At 41.6% G+C, this 23,157-nt stretch carries 20 protein-coding genes; 14 read left to right on the top strand and 6 right to left on the bottom strand.

Features of this window, described 5'->3' with window-relative positions:
• The 3 genes from galE to ABD772_RS10620 are packed head-to-tail and all read right to left on the bottom strand — an operon-like array spanning position 1 to position 3,319.
• Complete coding sequence (gene galE, locus ABD772_RS10630) at positions 1-1,026, bottom strand: UDP-glucose 4-epimerase GalE (protein WP_345103798.1); 1,026 nt, start codon at positions 1,024-1,026, stop codon at positions 1-3.
• Positions 1,026-2,009, bottom strand: coding sequence for a UDP-glucuronic acid decarboxylase family protein (locus tag ABD772_RS10625; RefSeq protein WP_345103795.1), 984 nt, complete (start codon positions 2,007-2,009; stop codon positions 1,026-1,028). Before ABD772_RS10625 ends, galE begins: the two co-directional genes overlap by 1 nt.
• Positions 2,009-3,319 carry a UDP-glucose dehydrogenase family protein gene (locus tag ABD772_RS10620; RefSeq protein WP_345103793.1) on the bottom strand — a complete coding sequence of 437 codons (1,311 nt, stop codon included), beginning with the start codon at positions 3,317-3,319 and terminating at the stop codon, positions 2,009-2,011. Before ABD772_RS10620 ends, ABD772_RS10625 begins: the two co-directional genes overlap by 1 nt.
• A gap of 62 nt (positions 3,320-3,381) precedes the next feature.
• On the opposite strand from ABD772_RS10620, the gene ABD772_RS10615 reads away from it, so the two are divergent.
• The 8 genes from ABD772_RS10615 (at position 3,382) to hemH (ending at position 10,914) form a co-directional block, all read left to right on the top strand.
• A complete protein-coding gene (locus ABD772_RS10615; protein WP_345103790.1) occupies positions 3,382-4,602 on the top strand; it encodes a 3-deoxy-D-manno-octulosonic acid transferase in 1,221 nt (406 codons plus the stop codon).
• Positions 4,603-4,668: 66 nt separating this feature from the next.
• On the top strand, positions 4,669-5,487 hold the full coding sequence (locus ABD772_RS10610) for an alpha/beta fold hydrolase (RefSeq protein WP_345103787.1): 819 nt from the start codon (positions 4,669-4,671) through the stop codon (positions 5,485-5,487).
• Positions 5,484-6,107 carry a lysophospholipid acyltransferase family protein gene (locus tag ABD772_RS10605; RefSeq protein WP_345103784.1) on the top strand — a complete coding sequence of 208 codons (624 nt, stop codon included), beginning with the start codon at positions 5,484-5,486 and terminating at the stop codon, positions 6,105-6,107. The genes ABD772_RS10610 and ABD772_RS10605 overlap by 4 nt, the downstream gene beginning before the upstream one ends.
• Positions 6,107-6,727 carry a 1-acyl-sn-glycerol-3-phosphate acyltransferase gene (locus tag ABD772_RS10600; protein WP_345103782.1) on the top strand — a complete coding sequence of 207 codons (621 nt, stop codon included), beginning with the start codon at positions 6,107-6,109 and terminating at the stop codon, positions 6,725-6,727. The genes ABD772_RS10605 and ABD772_RS10600 overlap by 1 nt, the downstream gene beginning before the upstream one ends.
• Entirely contained in the window at positions 6,727-7,815 is a 1,089-nt protein-coding gene (locus tag ABD772_RS10595; RefSeq protein ID WP_345103780.1) for a glycosyltransferase family 2 protein, read from the top strand. The genes ABD772_RS10600 and ABD772_RS10595 overlap by 1 nt, the downstream gene beginning before the upstream one ends.
• Positions 7,794-8,462 (top strand): carotenoid biosynthesis protein, encoded by a 669-nt coding sequence (locus ABD772_RS10590; protein WP_345103777.1) that lies wholly within the window; start codon positions 7,794-7,796, stop codon positions 8,460-8,462. The genes ABD772_RS10595 and ABD772_RS10590 overlap by 22 nt, the downstream gene beginning before the upstream one ends.
• Positions 8,463-8,493: 31 nt before the next feature.
• On the top strand, positions 8,494-9,345 hold the full coding sequence (locus ABD772_RS10585) for a 4-hydroxy-3-methylbut-2-enyl diphosphate reductase (RefSeq protein WP_345103775.1): 852 nt from the start codon (positions 8,494-8,496) through the stop codon (positions 9,343-9,345).
• Between the two features lie 549 nt (positions 9,346-9,894).
• On the top strand, positions 9,895-10,914 hold the full coding sequence (hemH, locus tag ABD772_RS10580) for a ferrochelatase (protein ID WP_345103772.1): 1,020 nt from the start codon (positions 9,895-9,897) through the stop codon (positions 10,912-10,914).
• Between the two features lie 162 nt (positions 10,915-11,076).
• On the opposite strand, the gene ABD772_RS10575 is transcribed toward hemH, so the two are convergent.
• Complete coding sequence (locus ABD772_RS10575; protein WP_345103770.1) at positions 11,077-12,096, bottom strand: aldo/keto reductase; 1,020 nt, start codon at positions 12,094-12,096, stop codon at positions 11,077-11,079.
• A gap of 94 nt (positions 12,097-12,190) precedes the next feature.
• Between ABD772_RS10575 and ABD772_RS10570 the strand changes: the two genes are divergently transcribed.
• A complete protein-coding gene (locus tag ABD772_RS10570; protein ID WP_345103767.1) occupies positions 12,191-12,520 on the top strand; it encodes a hypothetical protein in 330 nt (109 codons plus the stop codon).
• Between the two features lie 156 nt (positions 12,521-12,676).
• Here ABD772_RS10570 and ABD772_RS10565 read toward each other — a convergent pair whose 3' ends face one another.
• On the bottom strand, positions 12,677-13,657 hold the full coding sequence (locus ABD772_RS10565; protein WP_345103764.1) for an acyl-ACP desaturase: 981 nt from the start codon (positions 13,655-13,657) through the stop codon (positions 12,677-12,679).
• A 48-nt stretch (positions 13,658-13,705) separates the two neighbouring features.
• Positions 13,706-14,842 (bottom strand): glycoside hydrolase family 5 protein, encoded by a 1,137-nt coding sequence (locus ABD772_RS10560; RefSeq protein ID WP_345103761.1) that lies wholly within the window; start codon positions 14,840-14,842, stop codon positions 13,706-13,708.
• 48 nt (positions 14,843-14,890) lie between these two features.
• Here ABD772_RS10560 and ABD772_RS10555 point away from each other — a divergent pair, with 48 nt between their 5' ends.
• The 5 genes from ABD772_RS10555 (at position 14,891) to ABD772_RS10535 (ending at position 23,017) form a co-directional block, all read left to right on the top strand.
• Complete coding sequence (locus ABD772_RS10555; protein WP_345103758.1) at positions 14,891-16,240, top strand: sensor histidine kinase; 1,350 nt, start codon at positions 14,891-14,893, stop codon at positions 16,238-16,240.
• Positions 16,241-16,251: 11 nt separating this feature from the next.
• A complete protein-coding gene (locus ABD772_RS10550; RefSeq protein ID WP_345103755.1) occupies positions 16,252-18,333 on the top strand; it encodes a cellulose biosynthesis cyclic di-GMP-binding regulatory protein BcsB in 2,082 nt (693 codons plus the stop codon).
• A gap of 105 nt (positions 18,334-18,438) precedes the next feature.
• Positions 18,439-20,283: a glycosyltransferase family 2 protein gene (locus tag ABD772_RS10545; protein WP_345103751.1), complete on the top strand. Its 1,845-nt coding sequence runs from the start codon at positions 18,439-18,441 to the stop codon at positions 20,281-20,283.
• Positions 20,280-21,860: a hypothetical protein gene (locus ABD772_RS10540; RefSeq protein WP_345103748.1), complete on the top strand. Its 1,581-nt coding sequence runs from the start codon at positions 20,280-20,282 to the stop codon at positions 21,858-21,860. Before ABD772_RS10545 ends, ABD772_RS10540 begins: the two co-directional genes overlap by 4 nt.
• An 89-nt stretch (positions 21,861-21,949) precedes the next feature.
• On the top strand, positions 21,950-23,017 hold the full coding sequence (locus ABD772_RS10535; protein WP_345103745.1) for an AI-2E family transporter: 1,068 nt from the start codon (positions 21,950-21,952) through the stop codon (positions 23,015-23,017).
• Positions 23,018-23,157: the final 140 nt, after the last annotated feature.

Raw genomic sequence — 23,157 nt, 5'->3', positions numbered from 1 at the left:
TTAACTTAGTGGATTTGCGGCAATATACTTCTCCCACTCCCACGCCGATTGCATCATGGTATCCAGATCAAGCCCGGTTTGCCATTTTAAAATATTTTTTGATTTAGTCACATCGCCCCAAACCTGTTCAATATCACCGGCACGGCGCGGGCCAATTACATAGTTCAGTTTTTTGCCGGTTGAGCTCTCGAATGCATGAATAACTTCTAACACCGTACTGCCTTTGCCTGTGCCCAAATTAAATACATCATAGCCTTTAAACGCTTCGGTCTCCATTAGCTTTAGTGCCGCAACGTGAGCTTTTGCCAAATCCACAACATGTATATAGTCGCGGATACAGCTGCCATCTGGCGTATTGTAATCATCCCCAAAAACGGTGATCTTTTCGCGTTTGCCAATGGCTGTTTGCGTAATAAACGGCACCAGATTTTGCGGCACACCGATAGGCAACTCACCAATTAAAGCTGACTCGTGCGCACCAACCGGATTAAAATAACGCAAGGCGATTACTTTATAGTTGCTGCCGGCTTTTTGCATATCAACCAGTATTTCTTCGGCAATTTGTTTGGTATTGCCATAAGGCGATTCGGCCGCTTTAACCGGCGCATCCTCAGTAACCGGTAATACATCGGGTTGACCATAAACCGTACAGCTTGACGAAAACACAAAATTCACCGGCTTGTGTTTGTACGCATTAAGCACATTGATTAACGAGAAAAAGTTATTTCTATAATATTTTATCGGTCGTTGTACTGATTCGCCAACCGCTTTTGATGCCGCAAAGTGAATGATCCCGGTAATATCCGGTTCTTTTTCGGCAAGCTTATACACGCCTTGTTCATCGCAAAGATCGAGTTTATGAAATACGGGTTTATAACCGATTATCTTAGCTAATTGATCAACAATTTTAGGATCGGAGTTTGACAGGTCATCAACTATTACAGGCTCATATCCTGAATTTACCAGTTCTACCACTGTATGCGAGCCTATAAAACCAAGCCCCCCGGTTACCAATATCTTAGCCATTAATGTTTATTATAATAGGTAAAATCTTTATGTTCAATTTCTTTTTGCGGCAACGATTTAAAGTATTCGTAGGTTTTTTTCAAACCTTCACTTCGTGATACTTTCGGCTCCCAGCCTAGTATAGCCTTAGCTTTCGTAATATCAGGTCGACGTTGTTTCGGGTCATCAGTGGGCAACGGCAGACTGATGAGTTGCTGATCAGTACCGGTTAGCTTAATGATCTCCTCTCCAAACTGACGGATAGTGATCTCGTCAGGATTACCGATATTCATCGGCTGTACGTAATCGCTATGCAGCAGGCGGTAAATGCCCTCGATCAAATCATCGACATAACAAAACGAGCGGGTCTGCGAGCCGTCACCAAACACAGTTAACGGTTCGCCTCGCAAAGCCTGGCCTATAAATGCAGGCAGTACCCGGCCATCGTTCAAGCGCATACGCGGTCCGTAAGTATTAAATATACGTACAATACGTGTCTCTAACCCGTGGAAGGTATGGTAAGCCATGGTAATAGCTTCCTGGAAGCGCTTTGCCTCATCATATACGCCGCGCGGGCCCACGGGGTTAACATTACCCCAATATTCTTCAGGCTGCGGATTAACGCTCGGGTCGCCATACACTTCTGACGTTGACGCAATTAGCATACGGGCATTTTTTGAGCGGGCTAATCCTAATAAATTATGTGTGCCTAATGAGCCAACCTTAAGGGTTTGGATAGGTATCTTCAGATAATCAATAGGGCTGGCAGGCGACGCGAAATGCAATATGTAGTGCAAATCGCCGGGCACATGCACAAACTTGGAAACATCGTGGTTATAAAACTCAAAGTTATCAAGTTTAAACAGGTGCTCAATATTACGCAGATCGCCGGTTATTAAATTATCCATGCCAAGGACATGGTAATCTTCCTTAATAAACCTATCGCACAGGTGCGAGCCTAAGAAGCCGGCTGCACCGGTAATTAATACTCGTTTACGTGACATTAGCTTACCACCTTTCTGCCTATACTGTTATAATAATAACCGCAATCGATCATTTTTTGTATATCATATAAATTACGGCCATCAAAAATAACCTTTGCTTTTAATTTGGCATCCAGTTGCTCAAAATCGGGCGTACGGAAAACCGACCATTCAGTTAAAATCAGCAATGCATCTGCACCTTCTATGGCATCGTATTGATTATTTGCATAATATATCTTATCGCCAACTACGCCCTTAACGTTCTCCATAGCTTCAGGATCAAACACTGAAAGTACAGCACCTTCATTTAGTAGTTTATCTATAATATATAACGCCGGGGCTTCGCGGATGTCATCCGTTTCAGGTTTAAAAGCTAATCCCCAAATGGCAAACTTTTTGCCCTTTAAATCGCCTTTATAATAGTTCTTAACCTTTTCAACCAAAATTGCGCGCTGGATGTCATTCACATCCATTACAGCATTTAATATTTTGAAGTCATAATTATTTTCTTTAGCCGACTTTGCCAGTGCCTGAACATCTTTAGGGAAACAGCTACCGCCGTAACCAATGCCGGAAAAAAGAAAGCGCCTGCCTATACGGTTATCGGCACCGATACCGCGTCTAACCATATCAACGTCAGCACCAACCAATTCGCATAAATTGGCAATTTCATTCATGAACGATATTTTGGTAGCCAGGAACGAGTTAGCCGCATATTTCGTCAATTCTGACGAGCGTTGATCCATAAAGATAACCGGGTTACCCTGACGCACATAAGGCGCATAAAGCTCGCCCATCAGTTTACGGGCGCGCTCATCTAATGTACCAATAACAATACGATCGGGTTTCATAAAATCCTCAACCGCCACACCCTCGCGTAAAAACTCAGGATTAGATACTACCGCAAATTCAATATTGGTGTGCTCTTGCAGTACAGCGGTAATTTTATCGGCCGTACCTACAGGCACGGTCGATTTGGTTACAATAACCTTATATTCTTTAATCAGCCCGGCAATATCTTTCGCTGCACCAAGTACGTAGCTCAGATCGGCTGCGCCATCGCCTCCGGGAGGGGTGGGCAGCGCTAAAAAGATAATTTTCGATTCTTCCAGAGCTGCGGCCAGGTTACTTGTAAAATGTAAACGACCTTGATTGATGTTGCGGGTAAAAAGTAGTTCGAGACCAGGCTCATAGATAGGCAACTTGCCTTCCTGCATCATTTTTACCTTCTTTTCATTGATATCGACGCAGATAACCTGGTTGCCGGTTTCGGCCAAACAGGTGCCGGTAACCAAACCAACATATCCGGTTCCTACTACAGCTATTTTCACGTATGTAATTGTTTAGATGTTGTTATATTTATCGCGACGAAGATACTCATTTCGTATTAATAATGTTATTACTGTATAACACCGGGCTACGTATTTACTACCTTTTGATACTGCTCTTTTCTGCATTCAACAAAAAAGCTGCACTTTGGATAAAAGGCCGCCAAAACATCATTTTTACCACTTTTGAAAAAAGCATCTGGTTCCATTTTGCTTCATTGGGCGAGTTTGAGCAAGGCCGCCCGGTACTGGAGCAAGTAAGAAAACAACAGCCCGGAGCTAAAATTGTTGTCACTTTTTTTTCCCCTTCGGGATATGAGATCCGTAAAAATACGCCCCTGGCCGACGCTGTTTATTATCTGCCTTTAGATACTGAGGCCAACGCCCGCAGATTTATTAATGCTATCAACCCTGCCGTTGTCATATTTACGAAATATGAATACTGGTATCATTTTTTTAAGCAACTAAATAACAGGCAAATACCGCTTTACATTATATCCGGCATTTTTAGGCCCGGACAGCTATTTTTTAAATGGTATGGTAGCCTGCACCGCAAGATACTGGGCTTTGTAACCCACTTTTTTGTACAGGACGAGCAGTCAAAACAACTGCTGCAAACCGTTAACATCACCAACGTAACCATTAGCGGCGATACCCGTTTCGATCGCGTTTGGGCCAACGCACAAAACCCGAAAGCCCTGCCGCAAATTGAAGATTTTAAAGGCGGGCAAAAAGTATTTATAGCCGGCAGTACCTGGCCGGCAGATGAGCAACTTATTGCTAAATTAATCAGCCAACATCCCCGGTGGAAATTCATTATCGCACCACATGAAATAGGTGAAGATAAGATCAACCATCTGGTAAGTTTATTGCCTGAGGGTTCATACATCAGGCACTCACAAATCCAATCTCACATCTCAAATCTCATCCAGGCAGCTCAGGTCTTGATTATCGATAACATCGGTATGCTGTCATCGCTTTATCAATACGGCGATATTGCTTACATAGGCGGGGGGTTTGGAGCCGGCATACATAACACGCTTGAGGCTGCGGCTTTCGGCTTACCGGTTGTATTTGGCCCCAACTATTCGCGGTTTAAAGAAGCTCGCGACCTGATCGCTATCGGTGCAGGTTTCAGCGTGAATGACCAGGCGTCGTTAAAAATTACCGCCTATAATTTAATGCACGACCAATCTTTTTGTGCCGATGCTGGTTATAAAGCAAAGCAATACGTAGCGCATAATATAGGCGTAACAGAAAAAATTATAGCAGAGATTAAATTTTAACCGTGGCAGCCCTGTTGTACCTTTGCATTTCAGTTAAATTTTATTCAAAATAATAATATTGCCACAATGGGCTTTATACAGATCGAAGAATTAGGCACAGCACACTTTCATGAATATGGCGAAGGCAGCAAAGCTTTGCTGGCGTTTCATGGTTATGGCATGACGGGCAGGCAATTTGAGGTGCTTAAACAATCTATTTTAAAAAAGTACCATGTTTACGGGTTTGATCATTTCTTTCATGGCAATAGTCAACTTGATAACTGGACCGAAGCCGAGATACTTGCAGGTATGCCTAAAATGTTGGTACGACAATATGTTGAGTACTGGTTTAAACAATACGGCCGTCAACGATTTTCAGTAATGGGTTATTCTATTGGTGCTAACCTGGCTTTGATACTGGTTGAAGAGTACCCGGATCTGATCGATGATGTTATTTTAATGGCGCCGGACGGGCTGTCGGTTTATAAAGGCTTTGACATTTTACGCAATACCAGCTGGGGCAAATACTTATTTCGCCGGGTAACCAAAAGTAAATGGCTGGCCCCGTCTATACTAAAAACGCTGCGCCGTGTACGTTTTATTGATGACAGCCTTTTCCAAATTGCTTACAGCGAAATGGATACAGAAAAAAAACGTCTTGATGTATATTATACTTTAAACCTTATTAAGCTACTGGTACCAGACGCCGTGAAAACAGCACATCTTATAAATGAATATAACGTGTCATGCTTGTTGATATTTGGCAAACACGATGAGCTTTTTACCAAAAAGGCGGCCATGCCTTTTATCAACCGGCTAAAAAACCCCGAGGTACATGAGGTGCTCATGGGCCATTGGCTGGTAACGCCTGCACTCGACGAATATTTAGTTAGTTTAGCATCATGATACCTGCCCGCCGTGTAACACTGTTCAGTAATTGGTTTGCGTATTACATGCGTTTCAGGATGCGCAGCTACTTTAACCGCCTGGTGGTACAGCCATTCGAACCTAAAGAAGGACATTCGATATTGCTGTTATGTAATCACTTTAGCTGGTGGGACGGGCTATGGGGAAACTACCTGGCTTATTGGCATCTTAACCGCAGGCTATATATTATGATGCAGGAAGATCACTTGCAGAAACGTATGCTGTTGAATTTGTTTGGTGGCTTTTCTATCAACCGCACCTCTCGCGAAATGATCAAATCACTCCACTATGCGGCAAATCTGCTTAACGATAAACAAAACCTGGTAGTGGTATTTCCGCAGGGTTCTCTTATATCTAATCATACTACCGAAATACTTGTTGAAAGAGGTATTGAGCTATTGATCAAAAATATAAAGGGCCCTTGTCAGATCGTATACTCATGTGCCCTGATCGATTACTTTGAAAGCCTGAAACCATCAGTATTTTTTCACCTGTTTGATTGCGGCACCGCAAATCAGGTAAGCTTTACAGAATTGAGCGCTAAAATCAATACCTTTCACCAACAGGCATTGAAAGATCAGTTAAATGTGAAACATTGATGATTTATCCCCGTAAAAATATCGTCATTAAAACCAGTGTAGAACTTTATTTGCGTTGGATAACGGCACGGTATTTTAGCAGGATAAATTTTAACACTATACCGATAGACAAGGGGAAATCAATATTGCTGATTGGCAACCATTTCAGCTTTTGGGATGCCATAGTATTGTATCATATCAACCGGATATTCTTTAAAAAAAAATTCCATGTCATGATCCTTGAAGAGACGGCAATAAAGGAGACACCGCTCACGTACTTGGGTGCATTTTCGGTAAACCGTGGATCAAGAGATATTGTTGAATCGCTTAGCTTTGCCTCCAGCCTATTGAATACCCCCAATAACCTGGTGCTTATTTTCCCCCAGGGTAAGTTGTATTCAAATATGATCGAAGAAATACCATTTGAGCGCGGGGTAATGAACATCATCAAGAAAGCAAGCAACTTCCAACTGGTATTTGCCGCCACTTTTATAGAGAATTTTAACAACTTCAAGCCGGTTGCCAATGTGCACTTGAAACCTGAAAGCGGCACCGGTTTTAAAGACATAGACGCCCTGCAACTGGCTTACCAGCAACATTATATGCACGCACGGCAACAACAACTACAAATAACGAAATAGTGATCATAGCCATAAGCGTTACTTTCTTTTTTATCATACTGCGGTTTGCGGTTACGCTATTCAATTTTCTGTCTGACCCTAAACTACGCAGGGTAAACCGCTTTTATCCGGATCTGGTTTCTATACTTATTCCGGTGCGCGACGAAGCCGCGAACATTGAGACGCTTTTAGAATCTATACGACAGCAGGATTACCAGAATTACGAGGTGCTGATTTTGGATGATGAGTCGAGCGATGCCACCTACCGCATTTGCACTGATTATGCAGCTATCCATCCGCAGTTCAGGGTAATAAAAGGAAAAAAATTACCACATAGCTGGCTGGGGAAAAATTATGCCTGCCACCAGCTGGCTGAAGAAGCGCAAGGTGATTTTTTTTTATTTGTTGATGCAGATGAAAAATTAAATATTGGTTTGATCAATAGCGCCATTCACCGCATGTACGTTAATAAACTATGCCTGCTTAGCCTGTTTGCTAACCAGCAGATGGACACTACGGGCGAGCGTCTGGTGGTGCCGCTGATGCATTATATTTTGCTTAACCTGTTACCCTTAAAGTTGGTGTACCTGGTAAAAAATTACAATGTAGCCGCAGCCAGCGGGCAGTTTATGCTGTTTGATGCTGAAGTATACCGCAAATACCATTGGCACAGACTGGTAAAAGACAAAATAGTGGAAGATGTAGAAATTATGCGACAGGTAAAAGCCAACCAATGCAATGGGGAGGCGCTTATGGCCAATGGCATGATTAGCTGCCGGATGTATAAAGGTTACAGGGATGCGGTAAACGGGTTCAGTAAAAACTTTTTGGCTGCATTTAATTATAATATTATTTGGTTTTTAGTCTATATTGTACTCATTATCGTTGGCCCGATGATAATTATCATGACACTTAACCTGCAGTTGATATTGTTTATGGCCGGCTTAATTTCTTTAACCCGGGTAATGATATCATTATCGGCAGGCCAAAATGCATGGTATAATATAGTGCTGCATCCGGCACAAATGTTTAGTTTAACTTTGGTTGCATTTTTAGCTATACAAAGGCATCTAACCAAAACCATCATATGGAAAGGCCGAAAGATATAAAATCGTTTCACTCTCCGCGTGCGCTGCATGAACGCGAGATCAATACCATCAGAATTATAGTTATATTCCATTTAATAGGGTTACTTGGCTTGTACTTTTTACCTACCAAGCCTTATTTCATACTGTTGGTACCATTTCATCTGATGCTGATGACGTTTATTGTATTTATTAACCACGATGAACTGAATTTGAAATTTTGTTATTTTTTTGTGATGATCGTCCTGGCGGGCTGGCTTATTGAATATATAGGAATACATACCGGCCAGTTGTTTGGTGCATATTATTACGGGCATACTTTAGGCTTTACTATTCGGCAAGTGCCGGTAGTTATGGGGTTTACCTGGTTTATACTTATTTACGCTACCGGTGTATCTATGCGAAAACTACGCATTAACTTAATGCTTGTACGTGTGCTTTGCGGAGCGTTGTTACTGGTTATACTTGATCTGTTAATAGAACCTGTAGCCGACCAGTTAGATTATTGGCATTGGCTTAATAACGAAACGTTAATACAAAACTACTGCTGCTGGTTTATAGCCAGCGCTGTATTCCTTTTAGTTTTTGAGCTGTTTGATTTTAAAAAGCAGAGCATGGTGGCCCCGGCATTGCTGGCATGTCAATTTATATTTTTTGCGGCGCTGCAATAAAATCAACCTAATGGCGTAAATTTGTAACGCAATGGGAGCATATCAGCTAAAGGTTACAATAGACAAGGATTCGGGGTTCTGTTTCGGAGTTATCTACGCTATCGATATGGCTGAAGATATTCTGAATGAGGACGGCTACCTGTATTGCCTGGGCGATATTGTCCACAATGATGAAGAGGTTGAGCGATTGAAGAACCTCGGTCTGCGCATTATTAATCATGATCAGTTAAAAGATCTTCATAATGAAAAAGTACTCATCCGCGCTCATGGCGAGGCTCCCGAAACCTACCGCACTGCGCTCGAAAATAATATCACACTGATTGATGCTTCATGCCCGGTAGTGTTGAAACTGCAAAACCGCATCAAAACTTCGTACGACGCTAACGAAAAGATCCTGATCTTTGGCAAACATGGTCATGCGGAAGTTATCGGATTGCAGGGTCAAACTAATAATGATGCCCTTGTATTTCAGGATATAGCAGAACTGGATAACATCGAACTACCAAAAAACATCACCCTGTATAGCCAGACCACCAAAAGCATGGAGAAGTTTTACCAGGTAAAGGACGCACTTACTGCCCGCGGTTATGAGCTGAATGCAAATGACACCATCTGCCGCCAGGTATCAAACCGCGACAAAGACCTGCCTGCTTTTGTGAAGAATTTTGATAAGATTGTGTTTGTATCCGGCGTAAAATCATCAAACGGAAAGGTGCTGTATGAGGTTTGCCGCAAACATAATCCCAATACTTACTTCGTCTCTTCAACGGCCGAACTAAAGCCATCCATGTTCGCACCCGGCGATAAGGTAGGCATTGCAGGCGCCACGTCAACCCCCATGTGGTTAATGGAAGACGTAAAGGCGGTGCTGGAAGCGTATTAACCCCGGTCTCTGAAGGGGGTGTATAAAATAATCTCTTTTATTTGCCATCCTGAGGCGTTCGAAGCGTGAACCTAAAGGCCTTTGCCCACCTTTACTGATTCAGCGTAACTTCGTTCCATAATGGACTAAGCTTTCGGCTTAACTTGCAAGCATGCCGCTTGCAGCATTTGGGATGAAACCGCAGGTGATCCAAAAAACGACTTAAAAGTCATATTTGGTGATCCAAAGTGATCCACTTTTTGAGTTTGATATTTTTAAAATACTCATTTTCAGCATCTTGAATTCTCGGCATGATCCAAATGATCCAAATTGATACACACTCGCACGTGGATCAGTGCGCACTTTACGTTTCTGACTCGTCATTATTCAGTATCTATCAGGATATCCCATGAAACCACAATAAGAGGCGTGCGGCTTTTACCTCGCAAATGTTTTTTTGATTGATGGTTAATTTCTTATGTTCAGGATAACAGCCTGGATTATAATAATCCTTTTGTAATAAAAATCCTGCCTTAAAGCGTTAAATGCTTTTTTGCTATTTTTACGGCGATGTCAAAAAAAGGAATATTACTGGTAAACCTGGGCACACCCGACAGCCCCAGCACAGCAGATGTGCGGAAATATTTAAACGAGTTTTTAATGGACGGCCGGGTTATCGATGTTAACCCAATACTTCGTACTATTTTGGTGCAAGGCATAATTACGCCATTCCGTGCATCAAAATCGGCCAAGTTGTACCAGGAAATTTGGAGCAAAGAAACCGGTTCGCCTTTATTATATTACAGCAAGTTACAGCATCAGGCCCTGCAAACCCGTTTGGGTGATGATTACCAGGTTGAATTAGCCATGCGTTACCAAAGCCCGTCTATCGAGGCAGCCTTACAACGAATGAAAACTAATTTGGTAAGCGATATCAAGGTTATACCACTTTTCCCTCAGTATGCCTCGGCAAGTACCGGCTCTGTTCAGGAAAAAGTAATGGACCTGGTTAAAACCTGGCAAACTATTCCCAATATTTCATTTGTCAATTCATTTCATGATGATGACCTGATGATACGGGCATTTGCAGAAAACGCACGAAAACATCAACCCGAAACGTATGACCACGTTCTGTTCAGCTTTCATGGGCTGCCGCAGCGTCAAATAAAAAAATGCGACCATACACATAGCTATTGCCTGCAGGTTGATGGCTGCTGCGATACGTTGAACGATACTAATAAATTCTGCTACTCTGCACAATCATATGATACCGCGCGCCTCATAGCAGCTAAATTGGGTTTGCCAAGAGGGAAATATACCGTTTGCTTTCAATCGCGTCTGGGTAACGACCCCTGGGTGCAGCCTTATACAAGCGAGATAATAAAAACGTTAGCCAACGAAGGTAAAAAGCGGCTGCTGGTATTTTGCCCCGCCTTTGTCGCCGACTGCCTCGAAACTGTCTACGAAGTCACTGAAGAATACGGGGGCGAGTTTAAAGCCCTGGGCGGCGAGCATGTGCAACTGGTGGAGAGCCTTAACGACTCGCCATTGTTTATTGATTTGCTGGAGCGAATGGCGAGAGCGGTGTAATGCTGCTACCACGTTATCCCGAGCGGCCCCGTGGCAACTGAGATGCATTCTATTTTTGTCATTTCGGCGATAGCAAGAAATCTATACACGCGCTAACAAGTAGTAACATCAATATACCGGTTTCTCGCTATCGCTCGAAATGAACATATTGATATATTGTTCTTACCGCTTCTCTACCCTATCATAAAATCCGCCAAAAGAATTCATCTTTACACCTTCTTCCCTAAAAAACTCACCTGGAAAACCTAAGTCGATCTTTGAAACTTCATCTAACTTTTGCAGATGTTCAGGGCTTAGTTTTACATCAATAGCTTTCAAGTTCTCTTTAAGCTGATCAACTTTGGTAGCACCTACAATAGGGATGCACGAAAAGCCCTGATGCGTTGTCCATTGCAAAGCTACGTGGCTTGGCGCAACGCCCAGTTCGCCGGCTATCTCCACAACGGTTTGGGTGATACGCACGCTATGGTCATCCAGGCGGCGGCTTTCAGGTTTAATACGGCCTTTTTCGCCCCGCAGATATTTGCCGCTTAACACCCCGCCGCCTAATGGCGCCCATGGCGTAACGGTCATACCAAAATGCCTGGCCATCGGTATAAGCTCGCGTTCAGACGTGCGTTGTATCAGGCTATATTCAACCTGCAGCGCAACAAACTGGCTCCAGCCCATCAGCTCGGCCAGTGTATTGCCTTTGGCTACCATCCAGGCAGGCGTGTCGCTTATGGCAGCGTAATTAACTTTTCCCTGGCGGATGAGGTCGTCCATACCCCGCAGCACTTCGTCTATCGGTGTCAGGTCGTCCCAGATGTGCAGGTACAGGATATCAATAAAATCGGTTTTTAATCTTTTTAAGCTTTCCTCTACACTACGCATCATATTTTTACGGTTATTTCCTGATGCATTGGGATTAGTCTGGTTATCTTTTAAGGAATATTTGGTGGCCAATACAAAATAATCGCGGTCATGGTTTTGCAGGTATTCGCCAATGATCTTTTCGCTGGTGCCCAGTTTATACACATTGGCCGTATCCAGGAAATTGCCGCCTGAGTCGGCAAAGGCATCCATAATGGCAAAGCTGGTTTCCTTGTCGGCCCCCCACCCGGCTTCTGTGCCGAAACCCATGGTACCCAAGCATAGTTCTGATACTTTAAGGCCCGAGCGGCCCAGTAATTTGTAGTTCATAGTTTTATGTTATCAGTTAAAACAAATGTAAGTTTTGGTTTGCTATCAAGTTTTACTACTTCAAACAATAATTTTTGACAATGGTTATTTAAATATGAGAATCATAACGTTACATACCCGTATCAATGTTGACGACCTGTTTAACCGCCTGCAAGAAAAATTAAATCCTTATTTTTTCTTGCACCGGCAGGAACATATTCTTTTTGAAACTGTAAAAACCGGCGATGCGGTTGAGATATATCAAAACGAATTATATGAGGGGCCGCTATTTCACATAGAGGTTGATGGCACGCACTTAAAGATTAGACACAATGAACATTATGTTGATGATGTAAACTCGCTTACCATCTTTTCAATACTTGGTAGCATATTTGAAGATTTGACGGATGATATCCGCGGGGTGGAAATGGTACAAGAGGGGTAAAAACAAACAATTTTGCTGAGGAACGAAGCATCTTCCGCGGGGCGATTGTATAGTTTGCAGATCCTTTTCGCTATCGCTCAGTATGACACTAAAATTGACATAAACATAAACGGCCTATATTGCTACAGGCCGTTTATGTTTTAAAGCTACCGGAGACTATCCGTTAATCCAGCTAAACTTATATTCTAAAGTTGGATTTTTCATTCTGTCAGCAACACGCAGCAAGCGGTCTGGTAAAGCTACCAGGTAATCGCGCGCTTTTTCGCCAGATTCACTAAGCCCGCTAATACCTTCAATATGCCAGTCTTTGATCAGTTCTTTCAGGATATCCACATAATCAATTGCAGTATAGATTCCCAGGCGTTGCGCAGCGTCGGTAAAGTGGCCAAAGGTTTGACCAATCTTTAACCCAACCTCACGCAGGAAGTGCGCAGGCATCACAATTTTTTTGCGCATCATATCCTCAAAAGCCAGCATCGCCTCGTCAGGGTCAACTTCAAATATCTTTTCAATAAAATATTTATAAGCCTTTGCATGCCGCATCTCATCAGATGCAATAACACCGCACATTTTTGACAGCAGGATATCGCCATCCTTTTTTGCCTGCGATGCTACCCTGCGGTGCGACACATTGGTGGCCAACTCCTGGAAGGATGTGTAAATAAAGTTACGGTATGGATCATGTCCGGTGCCGATATCAAAACCGTCAGCAATTAAATATTGGGTTGATACCTCCATAGCGCGCATATTCACGCGGCCTGACAGGTATAAGTATTTGTTCAGTAAGTCGCCATGGCGATTTTCCTCGGCAGTCCAGGCGCGGGTCCATTTCATCCAGCCGCCCTCTTCGTTTTTGGATACACCTTCCACCATGGTCAGCCATGATTCATAGGTGGGTAGTGCCTCTTCGGTAATGGTATCACCAACTAAAACAGCAACCAGATCATATGAAAGGCCCTCGGCAGATTCGCGTAAAGCCTTAACCTCACTAAAAAAAGTATCTTTTGTTGAGTCTGGTAAAAAATCTGTCGGTTGCCAGATAGTCTCTATTGGTTTCAAGTATTCCTGCATCTTTTCGAGCATGAATTTCTCGATGTGAGCCATTACCTCTTTTCTTTTTTCTTCAAAAAACACCATAGTAATTAATTAATCTACAAAAGTAGTAATTTAACATTCAATAATACATCAATTTTTACTGATATAGCCGATAGCATCCTTCATACAATCGGGCAAATTTACCAATGCAGGTTTCCCGTTAAAAATAGAAAAATCACTGTCATACTCCCACATAATACCGGGTATATTCAGTTTTTTTAAACTTCTGCGTATGGCTTTAATGTAATGGCAGCGACTATCCTGATCAGTATACCTTTTATACGAGCCGTATTCAGTACAAATTAGCGGCACATCATATTTCTCTGCCCACCTCTTGACTATTGCTAATTTATCAACCATCGACTGCTCATTACCGTCGGTACGGTATTGATAGTAATTTGTCTCGCCCCAGGTTCCCTTAGTTTTAGGGTTCATAGTGGGAAATTTCTCCGCACTATAAGGAAAAGGCACCCCGGTAGTAGCCACCTGATCGCCTACCCAATTTGCACCCTGGTGGGTAAATAAAAAAGGCTCATAAAAATGTACCGTATAGATGATATTCTCATCAGCCATGCGCTCTGTGCGGCTCAACTCATAGATGCTGTTAAAGTTCGACGCACCTACTATAAAAGTCCGCTTCTTATCCACTTTGCGCAGGGCGGTTACAATGTTATAAGCGGCATCCTTCCAGATCTGCGGGCTCATATGGGGCGGCTCATTGTACAGCTCAAAAAAAACATCATCAGGGCTCTGTTTAATATAACGTTTAGCCACGGTAAGCCATACATTAATAATGCGCGGGGTTTGGGTTAAATAATTGTTATCATTTAATTCGCCATAATGGTAATCAATTATTAGTTTTATTCCGTATAAGTGACACAACTTAACAACTTTATCTATATGATTGAAAACGTTTTCGAGAGGTATGTTTTTAGCTTCGAAAAACGAGAAAGCAACCGGCAATCTGAGACTTTTAAACCCAAGTGTTTTAAGCAATTCAAAGTCTGTTTTGGTTAGTTTGTCTTGGTTCAACATATCCTTATTCCAGGTTTGCTCGAGCCAGGAAACACTTATGCCATTATCTAAACTTTTAGCCCTTTTAAAGGCCAACAAACGTTGGGCCGAAGGGTTTGGATTGTTTTTTGCTATGGTTGAATGCACAATAATGACCAACATCGCAATTACCAAACAAACTGCCTGCGTTATATTTTGTATAATTTTATTCACTTATTTAACTATAAACAAAGTTCAATCTTTATATAATTTAAACTTGTAATGTTTGTTCAGATTACTAAAGAAGAATTTTCAAAAGAAGTTTTAAAAAAAGCCTGGTATCAGACTAACAATATTATCTGGACTATCCTTTTTTTATATCCTCTAATTACTATTATCGACGTAATTTATAATCCGGACATTTGGGTTCAGTTTTTAATTGTACGCTTAATAACAGATATTGTAATCTACGGTTTGTATACATTTTTCAGAAGCAAGAAAAAATACAATTACCGCATATTATTACACATAGCCTTTTTCTCACTCTCGTGTACATCGGCGTTGCTTTGTACACTGGCCAACTCGCAGCAATTTAATGTATATTTTCTGGTTTATTCAGCCGTTATCCTGTTTTTCAATATTCAGGTTTTTTGGGAGCCGGCACATTCTATTATACAAACGCTGGTAGCATTTATATTGCTCACCATTTTTTTTAATGCTTTCAGCGATTATAATATTGATTTATTTATAACTAACGGCGGGCAGTTTTTCTTTATCGTTGCTACCATATCCTGCCTTATTCCAAGCGCACGTTTTAAAGTATTAGAGCGCGAAGCAAAGCAACAGTTATTGATCGAAAAATCAAACGAACAGCTTAAAGCACAAAACCGGGATATCATTGAAAAGAATGCCATTATTGATATGCAATATGAGCGCCTGTTAAAAATGGACGAGCAAAAAAACAGCTTCATCAATATAGCAGGCCACGACCTGAAAAACCTGATCGGTTCTATCATCATGAGTAACAACATGATCAAGGACGAAGAATACCGTTTAAGTACCGATCAAAAAGAATTTTGCGCTTATATCAGCGAATCGGCCGAAAAGATGCAGTACATGCTGGCCAAACTAATGGATGTAAAAGAGATCGAATCGCCCGACCTGAAGTTCAATATGGAAACATTTGATGTAAACGTTGAGGTTAGACGAATATTCAGAGGCCTGGTTGAAACCGCCCAAATGAAAAATATTCACCTGGTTGATAACATTCTGAAGCTACCGCTTAATGTAAAACTCGATAAAGTATTCGCCGGGCAGATATTTCAGAACCTGTTATCAAATGCGATTAAATTTTCGCAAACTAATAATAATATACGTGTGGTGACCAGCTTGCAACGCCAAAAATTTGTTTTCGAGATTATTGACGAGGGCATAGCCATAGGCCAGGAAGAACTGGATATGATGTTTAACAAGCTAAAAACATTAAACGACGCAAACACCAGCCAGGAAAGTCGCCTGGGTTTAGGTTTATCAATAGCCAAGCTAATTACCCAGGAAATGGGTGGCGAACTATTTTACCGCAGCGACGACAATGGTAATTATTTCAGAGTAGAATTTTACGTAATTAACTAATACCGTATCCAATGAATAAATTTTTTACCTCACTGGCCCTTTTCTTTTTAATAAGCACGGCAAGCTTTGCCCAAAAAATTCTGTCATTTCGTGCCATGGGGCATGACGATGACGCAATTATAGGCATGATAGGCACCAGCGCTTACTATTTAAAAATTGACCCGAGTATTGAGTTAAACGGAAGTAAATTGGTGCTTTACGTACAGCCCTCACAGGCGCTAATCAAAAACCTATCGTACGTTAACGTTATTATTAATGACCGACCGGCATTTAGTAGCCGCCTTACGCAGGACTCAATTATGCAGATATCGCTTAACCTGAGCCGCATGGATATGTCGACTGACAAATTTCTTAAAATACAGGTTAAGACCTTATGCACAGTTACTGACGAAAAATGTAAGGATCTGGATAACCCTGCCATGTGGATGAAGGTTAAGAGTTATTCATACCTGTCATTAGTTAAGAGTACGGCCAATTTCTTTAACAATGTAAACATTGGCAACTGTTTTGAAACCATGCGCGCCATTGTGTATCCAAAAAACCCAACGCTGCATGACCTTAAAGCAGTAGCCTGGGCCTATTCAAGGTTAAAAAAGGCCGATGTTAAAAATATCATGGTATACCGCGAAGGTACCCTGCCCGATACCGTTAGAAATTACATTGTATGTGGTAACCTTTCAAGCCTTACTTCCGAAAGAAGGGCCATGCTAAAAGTTACACTCCAAAGAGGCGAAGGTTTATTCTATCTGAATAAATCGGTAGTGAGAGCTGTGGATACTTTAACGCGTTTAGTAAATGCAAACGGAAAATTATTAACTGTACGGTCATTAGAAGAAACTGTCGCCCCGTCAGAAATATTATACGTCAGCGGTGGTGATGATGCCGGTTATGAAAAAACGATCACTGCTTTAGGCAACATGAACATTTTGAACTCCACCTTTGGCGATTACCTGTTAATTAACAACGCCGAGAATAAGTTCTTCAAAACCATTGATGAAAACCGCTCCAAGTTATCATTCCGTCAAATAGGCGGTACTACCAACTTCCTTTCGGGTATTGGTAACTTAAAGAGTACTTACAACTTTAAAAACTCCGACTTTAGCTTCACACCTAAAGAGGTTGAGATACGCGTTATAGCTAACTACAGCAGCCTGGCCGCTAATGACCGTGGTTACGTTAACATTTACCTGAATGGTATGTTGATCAGTTCTGAAAAATTGGATGCATCGGGTAAGTTAAATACTTCTGTAACCATTAACCGTTATCAGCACCACAAGTACAACACACTGGAGATTGAATTTAGATTTTATACCAGTGGTGGTAATTGTAATGCCAGCTTCAACGGTTTCTTTGCCGAGGTTGATGTTGATAAATCTTACCTCGAATCAAAAAACCCATTTATAACCAGCGACCTGAGCTTCTATCAATATCCTGAAGCATTTAACTCTGGTACAACCCGCATTGTGGCAACTAAAAAGTATGCGCCATATGCTGCGGCTGCCATGGGCGAGATCATTTATGAGTTGAACAATAACATCAATGCCAATAATTTTCCCGAGTTTGAGTACTCTGACGGCATCGATAAGAACGATTTAAAGAAAAATAACATCATCGCCCTGTTATCGCACGATGACCCTTTGATGGACGACTTCCCGGATGCGCCGATCAAGTTTAACCGCAGGTTCCGTTTGTATAACAATGAGAATAATAAAGTGGTGTATGAACTGTCCGACTCGGTGTCTAGCGGTTTGGCGCAGATTTTTTACGGGCGAAGCAATAATGCAGTATTGGTGATTACCGGTACGGGCAAGCACATTGCCGATGCATTTACAGCGGCATCGCGGTCTATTACAGAGCAGTTGTCGACACTTTCAAGTAATGTAGCTATCTCTGATGTAAACAATAATAAGTATCTGTTTAACATCAGTAAATCAAGCGAGAATCTGGAGTATGTTGATACCAAAAGCGTGCTTACCCGTTTCTGGGAAAACTACAACTTATATATCTTGCTGGGTATGTTAGTATTGATATTGCTTTCGTTCTTGTACATACGTGCCAAGGTTCAAAAGTCAACAGATATCTTTAGCGAGTAATTTGTTGTAACAACAATATTTTATGTGCCGGCGCTACATTTAAAATGGAAAGCCGGTATTTGCCTAAGTTGTTTAGCTGTTTAACATTTTATTATATATTATATAATGCATATCTCCATTCCTGAGCTTTTACTCCAAGACGGCTTCTTAACATCGGCCGATCTGGATAAGATCGATGATTTTTCAAAAAGGTCAGGACTGTCATTTATAAAAATACTGCTCAACTTTGGATACCTGAGCCGTAAAAATTACGAGCGTTCTCTGGTAAATGCAGGCTATGAATTTAAACAGATACGTGAGGAAGATTACGACCTTGACATACTTGAAAAAACCGAACTGAAATTTGCCGACGCCCATTTGGCCCTGCCCCTGCGTATTGAAAACAACAAAGTGGTAACCCTGATGGCTAACCCCAGCGATGAGCTGTTTATTGATTACATTAAGTTCACTTATGACCTGGAGCCTGAGATAATCCTGGCATCAGACCTTGATATTACATGGTACAGCCACGTATTACTAGGGCAAAAATATGTAAAGTCGGCCGTGTTTGAGTTGCTGCACCGTGACCCAGAAAGTTCTGCCCTTACTACGTTTACCACGCCGCAATTAATTATCACTTTTAGTATTTTTACTTTGGTTGTTGTGGGGATGATGCTGAGTTTTGTCAATACATCTATTATTATTAATGTATTGCTAAGTTTGTTCTTTCTGGTGTCCATTGTCTTTAAGCTTTTCCTGGCTTTAGTCGGATCAAGATTTGAGCTGCATCAGGCCGTTACCCGCGAAGAAGTAAGGCAGGTTGAAGAAGATGACTTGCCAATCTATACTATCCACCTGCCGGTTTATAAAGAAGACAAGCTAATCAAAAAACTAATCTGGAACCTGCAAAGTTTGGATTACCCGCGCGAAAAACTGGACATTAAGCTGCTGATCGAGGAGGACGACGACAAAACCCTTAACGCCGTGCGTAATCTGGATTTTCCGGCTGTGTTTGAGGTAATTGTAGTGCCATTCCATATGCCCAAAACCAAGCCTAAAGCTTGCAATTACGGATTGCATTTTTCAAGAGGAAAATTTCTTACCATTTACGACGCAGAGGATGTACCTGACACAGATCAGCTTAAAAAGATCGTCAGCTTATTTAATAAATTGCCTGATAATTATATCTGTATTCAGTGCGCCCTTAATTACTTTAACCGTAATGAGAACTTCTTGACCCGCATGTTTACCCTCGAGTATTCATACTGGTTTGACTACATGCTGCCAGGTCTGGATACGTTCGATATACCTATTCCGTTAGGTGGCACCAGCAACCACTTTAAATTTGAATTTTTGATTGAGTTGGGCGGATGGGATCCGTTTAATGTAACTGAAGACGCCGACTTGGGTGTTCGTGCGTATGCAAAGGGCTATAAGGTAGCCATTGTAAACTCAACCACTTATGAAGAAGCCAACAACGAAATGTTTAACTGGGTGCGCCAACGTTCTCGTTGGATAAAGGGTTATATGCAAACTCACCTGGTGCATATGCGCAACCCCGTAAAGCTCTGGAAAAAAATAGGATGGAAAGGTTTTTTGGGGTTTAACTTTTTTATCGGCGCAACACCTATCACCTTTTTAGTATATCCGTTGCTATTAGGCATATTTTTATGCTACCTGATGTTTGACCTAACCTCAATCCGTTCATTTTTCCCGGATTGGGTTTTATTTATGTCTATCATCAACCTTATGATTGGTAATATACTCATGATCTATGTAAACATGATGGCCGTATTTAAGCGCCGCTATTACGAGCTTATTTTATTTGCTGTTGCCAACCCTATTTACTGGCTGTTGCATTCGTGGGCGGCATATAAAGGTTTGTACCAATTAATTGTAAAACCTTTTTATTGGGAAAAAACAAACCACGGTTTAAGTAACGTTAATAACGAACCTGCCCCTGCCGAATGATGAACTTCAAGTTTAAACTAATGATAACCCGGAGCCAGTCGCTGATAATTATCACGCTGCTGATAGCGGCATATTATCTGGTTTGCGGTATCTATTTAAACAGCTTGGGCTACTTTAATCAGGAGTCACTTTTTTATGTCGAAAAAACACGGATCATTTTTGAGGGAGTTGGCTATAAACTAAAAGTAATTGGTTTAACGGCACCAGCCATACCTTTCTTTGCCACATTTGCATTCACGCCGGTCAGCTCATTGCTTGCGCCGGTTATTGCCTCGGCATTGGGTACCGCTGCACTTTTTTATCTGATGGCTACTACCCTGATAAAAAAGACTGATGATGATTATTATCTGCTGTTGTTAATACTCATATTCCTATTTCATCCAGGTCTGTTATATACAGCTTGCTCTGGTAAGGCCATATACATGGCGTTGATCTTCTTTTATATGTTCTTTCTGAACATATTTAAATTTTATACATCAAATACTACCTTCCATATATCCATAGCCAGTATTTGCCTGGTAGTGCTGTTATTTTGCGATTATAAGTTCATCTGGTTAACGCTATTCTTTATTCCGCTGATATTCTCGATAGCCCTGCAATCATTAAACCTGGCCGAAAAGGAGTCGTTGTTCCGGATGACACAAAGCTTTAACAGCCCCTCCTTGCGTCGCAAACTCATTAATAAAACCTTTGCGATGTATGTTATCCTGTTTATTCTTCCCATCACATCAATTATCTGTTATAAGTTGCTTAATCTTGCCAATGCCAACGATACCGACTATTTTCTGAACAGCCCGTATGCTACCTGGAATGTATTGGCCGAGCGCCTTATGTACGAAAAAACTGCATTAAGGCCAGATTTCAAAACTCCCGAAACATCGCTGCTTATATCGATGCGCATGATCATGTTTTGTCCGCTGATTTTATTTGCTATCACACTGTTTTGGCGCAGCACTTACCAGATATTAACCTTGTTAACGCCTTTTGCTTTTGTCGAGTTCTTACACATTAAGTATGAAAAGGTCATTTTGGTTCATGAGTATTATCTGATGTTTTTAATACTGGCCATTTTATGTTTTGCAATTAAGGCACAACCGCTAAAAAACAGTTTTTGGTTTAAGTCTGTGCTGACTATCATTATACTGGTCCAGTTTTATACAGGCTACTACTTTTTAGCCAATTCATTAATTGACGACGAACGCAATTTCATAACAGTATTGAAAGACAGAACCCCCGACGAGCAACAGGACGAAAATCATGATATGGCAAACTATATTAATGGCTTGCCCGACGGCTCAAAGGTATTGATTGATGATGCCATTGCTTACCCAATAGTAGCTTTTACTAACGATGTCGGCAATTTAACTCTGCCTTATCAGGAAAACTTCCTGAGTGCTATTGAAACACCCAACCAATATGTAGGGTACATACTCATTGCCAACACTAAAAATGCCCTGGCCGGATATACCATTTTAAACGCCCGGTATGCACCTGTAATGTATCAAACAGGAAACAACTACTCCACCCTTCAAAAAGCTTACGAAACTGAGCATTGGGCGCTTTATAAGCTCTACTAAGCGGCATTTTTTATCGCCCTGCCCTTTGTGTTTTAATGATTTAAAACATTTAAGGTCGTTGCCCGTATTGTTTTATACACTAAATCAACATGGCGACAGACAAAACCCCATCAACCGAAAAAGAGTTAAGTTACATAACTAAGGTATGGCAAACCGTGGGGATAGTGGCTTTGCTGGTGGTTACCATTTTGGTAATAAGGGTTGCTTTTGATATTTTGTTGATGATATTGGCCGGCTCATTAATAGCTACTTATTTCCACGGCCTTGGCGATGCTATACAACACCGCACCAAACTTAAACGTAAGCCGGCAATGTTAATCTCAATTGCGGGTACGGTAATTTTGTTAGGCGTTTTATTTTGGTTTATGGGTACCAAAATCCAGGCGCAGGTAGCCGAACTAAGTAATACGCTGCCGACTACGATTAATAATGCCAGGGCCAAATTATCACAATCATCCGTAGGTCAAACCATTTTAAAAAGCTTTTCGGGCGATAATTCGCAGAAGCTAATGAGCACTGTTCAAGGCTTTTTCAGCACCACGTTTGGCGTACTTGGCGACATGTATGTTATTTTATTTCTGGGAATATTTTTTACCACCAATCCCTCGCTCTATAAAGATGGAATTATTGTACTTGTTCCCCACAGCAAAAAGTCGCTGGGAAAACACATTTTAAACCGCATAAGCCTGACATTAAAAGGATGGCTAAAAGGCACACTGTTTTCTATGCTTTGCGTAACTATATTGATTGGCACTTCGCTTACCATTGTAGGTATGCCCGTTGCTTTAATATTGGCATTGATAACCGGTTTGCTGGAAATGGTGCCCAGCATCGGGTCGCTGGTGGCTATGATACCCGGTGTGCTGCTGGCGTTTACTATAAGTACCAACATGGCCATTTTAGTTGCGATAATCTATATTACCTCGCAAACTATAGTTGCCAATATAATAACTCCGCTAATCCAGAAAAAAATGATTAACCTGCCACCGGCACTAACGCTGATCAGTCAGCTTATCATGGGTTCTGTATCCGGTGCTTTGGGTGTAATATTGGCTGTACCGCTGTTGGTTATCTTTATTATTTTGGTTGATGAACTGTATATTAAAAAGATAGCGCACAATGATGATAGCGAAGTAGACAAAAAGCTATTGGATTGATCATTTTGCCTGCACGCCGCTTGCATAAAAGCAAAAAGCCCTGTTGAATAAACAACAGGGCTTTAGCATAAAATTTGGCACCGACCGGCCGCTCCCACGTTTTACCGCAGTACCATCGGCATCAATACGGTATAAAACAG

The sequence above is a fragment of the Mucilaginibacter panaciglaebae genome, assembly GCF_039539265.1.
GTDB lineage: Bacteria > Bacteroidota > Bacteroidia > Sphingobacteriales > Sphingobacteriaceae > Mucilaginibacter > Mucilaginibacter panaciglaebae.
The sequence above is the reverse complement of the archived record's forward strand: the minus strand, read 5'-3'. Positions and strand labels throughout refer to the sequence as shown.

What these genes read in the sequence shown, in the direction of transcription:
- ABD772_RS10555 (WP_345103758.1), top strand. Translation starts at nt 14,891, where the DNA reads ATGTTTGTTCAGATTACTAAAGAAGAATTTTCAAAAGAAGTTTTAAAA.
- ABD772_RS10615 (WP_345103790.1), top strand. Translation starts at nt 3,382, where the DNA reads ATGTTATTACTGTATAACACCGGGCTACGTATTTACTACCTTTTGATA.
- ABD772_RS10600 (WP_345103782.1), top strand. Translation starts at nt 6,107, where the DNA reads ATGATTTATCCCCGTAAAAATATCGTCATTAAAACCAGTGTAGAACTT.
- ABD772_RS10570 (WP_345103767.1), top strand. Translation starts at nt 12,191, where the DNA reads ATGAGAATCATAACGTTACATACCCGTATCAATGTTGACGACCTGTTT.
- ABD772_RS10540 (WP_345103748.1), top strand. Translation starts at nt 20,280, where the DNA reads ATGATGAACTTCAAGTTTAAACTAATGATAACCCGGAGCCAGTCGCTG.
- ABD772_RS10585 (WP_345103775.1), top strand. Translation starts at nt 8,494, where the DNA reads ATGGGAGCATATCAGCTAAAGGTTACAATAGACAAGGATTCGGGGTTC.
- ABD772_RS10575 (WP_345103770.1), bottom strand. Translation starts at nt 12,096, where the DNA reads ATGAACTACAAATTACTGGGCCGCTCGGGCCTTAAAGTATCAGAACTA.
- ABD772_RS10550 (WP_345103755.1), top strand. Translation starts at nt 16,252, where the DNA reads ATGAATAAATTTTTTACCTCACTGGCCCTTTTCTTTTTAATAAGCACG.
- ABD772_RS10605 (WP_345103784.1), top strand. Translation starts at nt 5,484, where the DNA reads ATGATACCTGCCCGCCGTGTAACACTGTTCAGTAATTGGTTTGCGTAT.
- ABD772_RS10625 (WP_345103795.1), bottom strand. Translation starts at nt 2,009, where the DNA reads ATGTCACGTAAACGAGTATTAATTACCGGTGCAGCCGGCTTCTTAGGC.
- galE (WP_345103798.1), bottom strand. Translation starts at nt 1,026, where the DNA reads ATGGCTAAGATATTGGTAACCGGGGGGCTTGGTTTTATAGGCTCGCAT.
- ABD772_RS10610 (WP_345103787.1), top strand. Translation starts at nt 4,669, where the DNA reads ATGGGCTTTATACAGATCGAAGAATTAGGCACAGCACACTTTCATGAA.
- ABD772_RS10535 (WP_345103745.1), top strand. Translation starts at nt 21,950, where the DNA reads ATGGCGACAGACAAAACCCCATCAACCGAAAAAGAGTTAAGTTACATA.
- ABD772_RS10565 (WP_345103764.1), bottom strand. Translation starts at nt 13,657, where the DNA reads ATGGTGTTTTTTGAAGAAAAAAGAAAAGAGGTAATGGCTCACATCGAG.
- hemH (WP_345103772.1), top strand. Translation starts at nt 9,895, where the DNA reads ATGTCAAAAAAAGGAATATTACTGGTAAACCTGGGCACACCCGACAGC.
- ABD772_RS10545 (WP_345103751.1), top strand. Translation starts at nt 18,439, where the DNA reads ATGCATATCTCCATTCCTGAGCTTTTACTCCAAGACGGCTTCTTAACA.
- ABD772_RS10590 (WP_345103777.1), top strand. Translation starts at nt 7,794, where the DNA reads ATGGAAAGGCCGAAAGATATAAAATCGTTTCACTCTCCGCGTGCGCTG.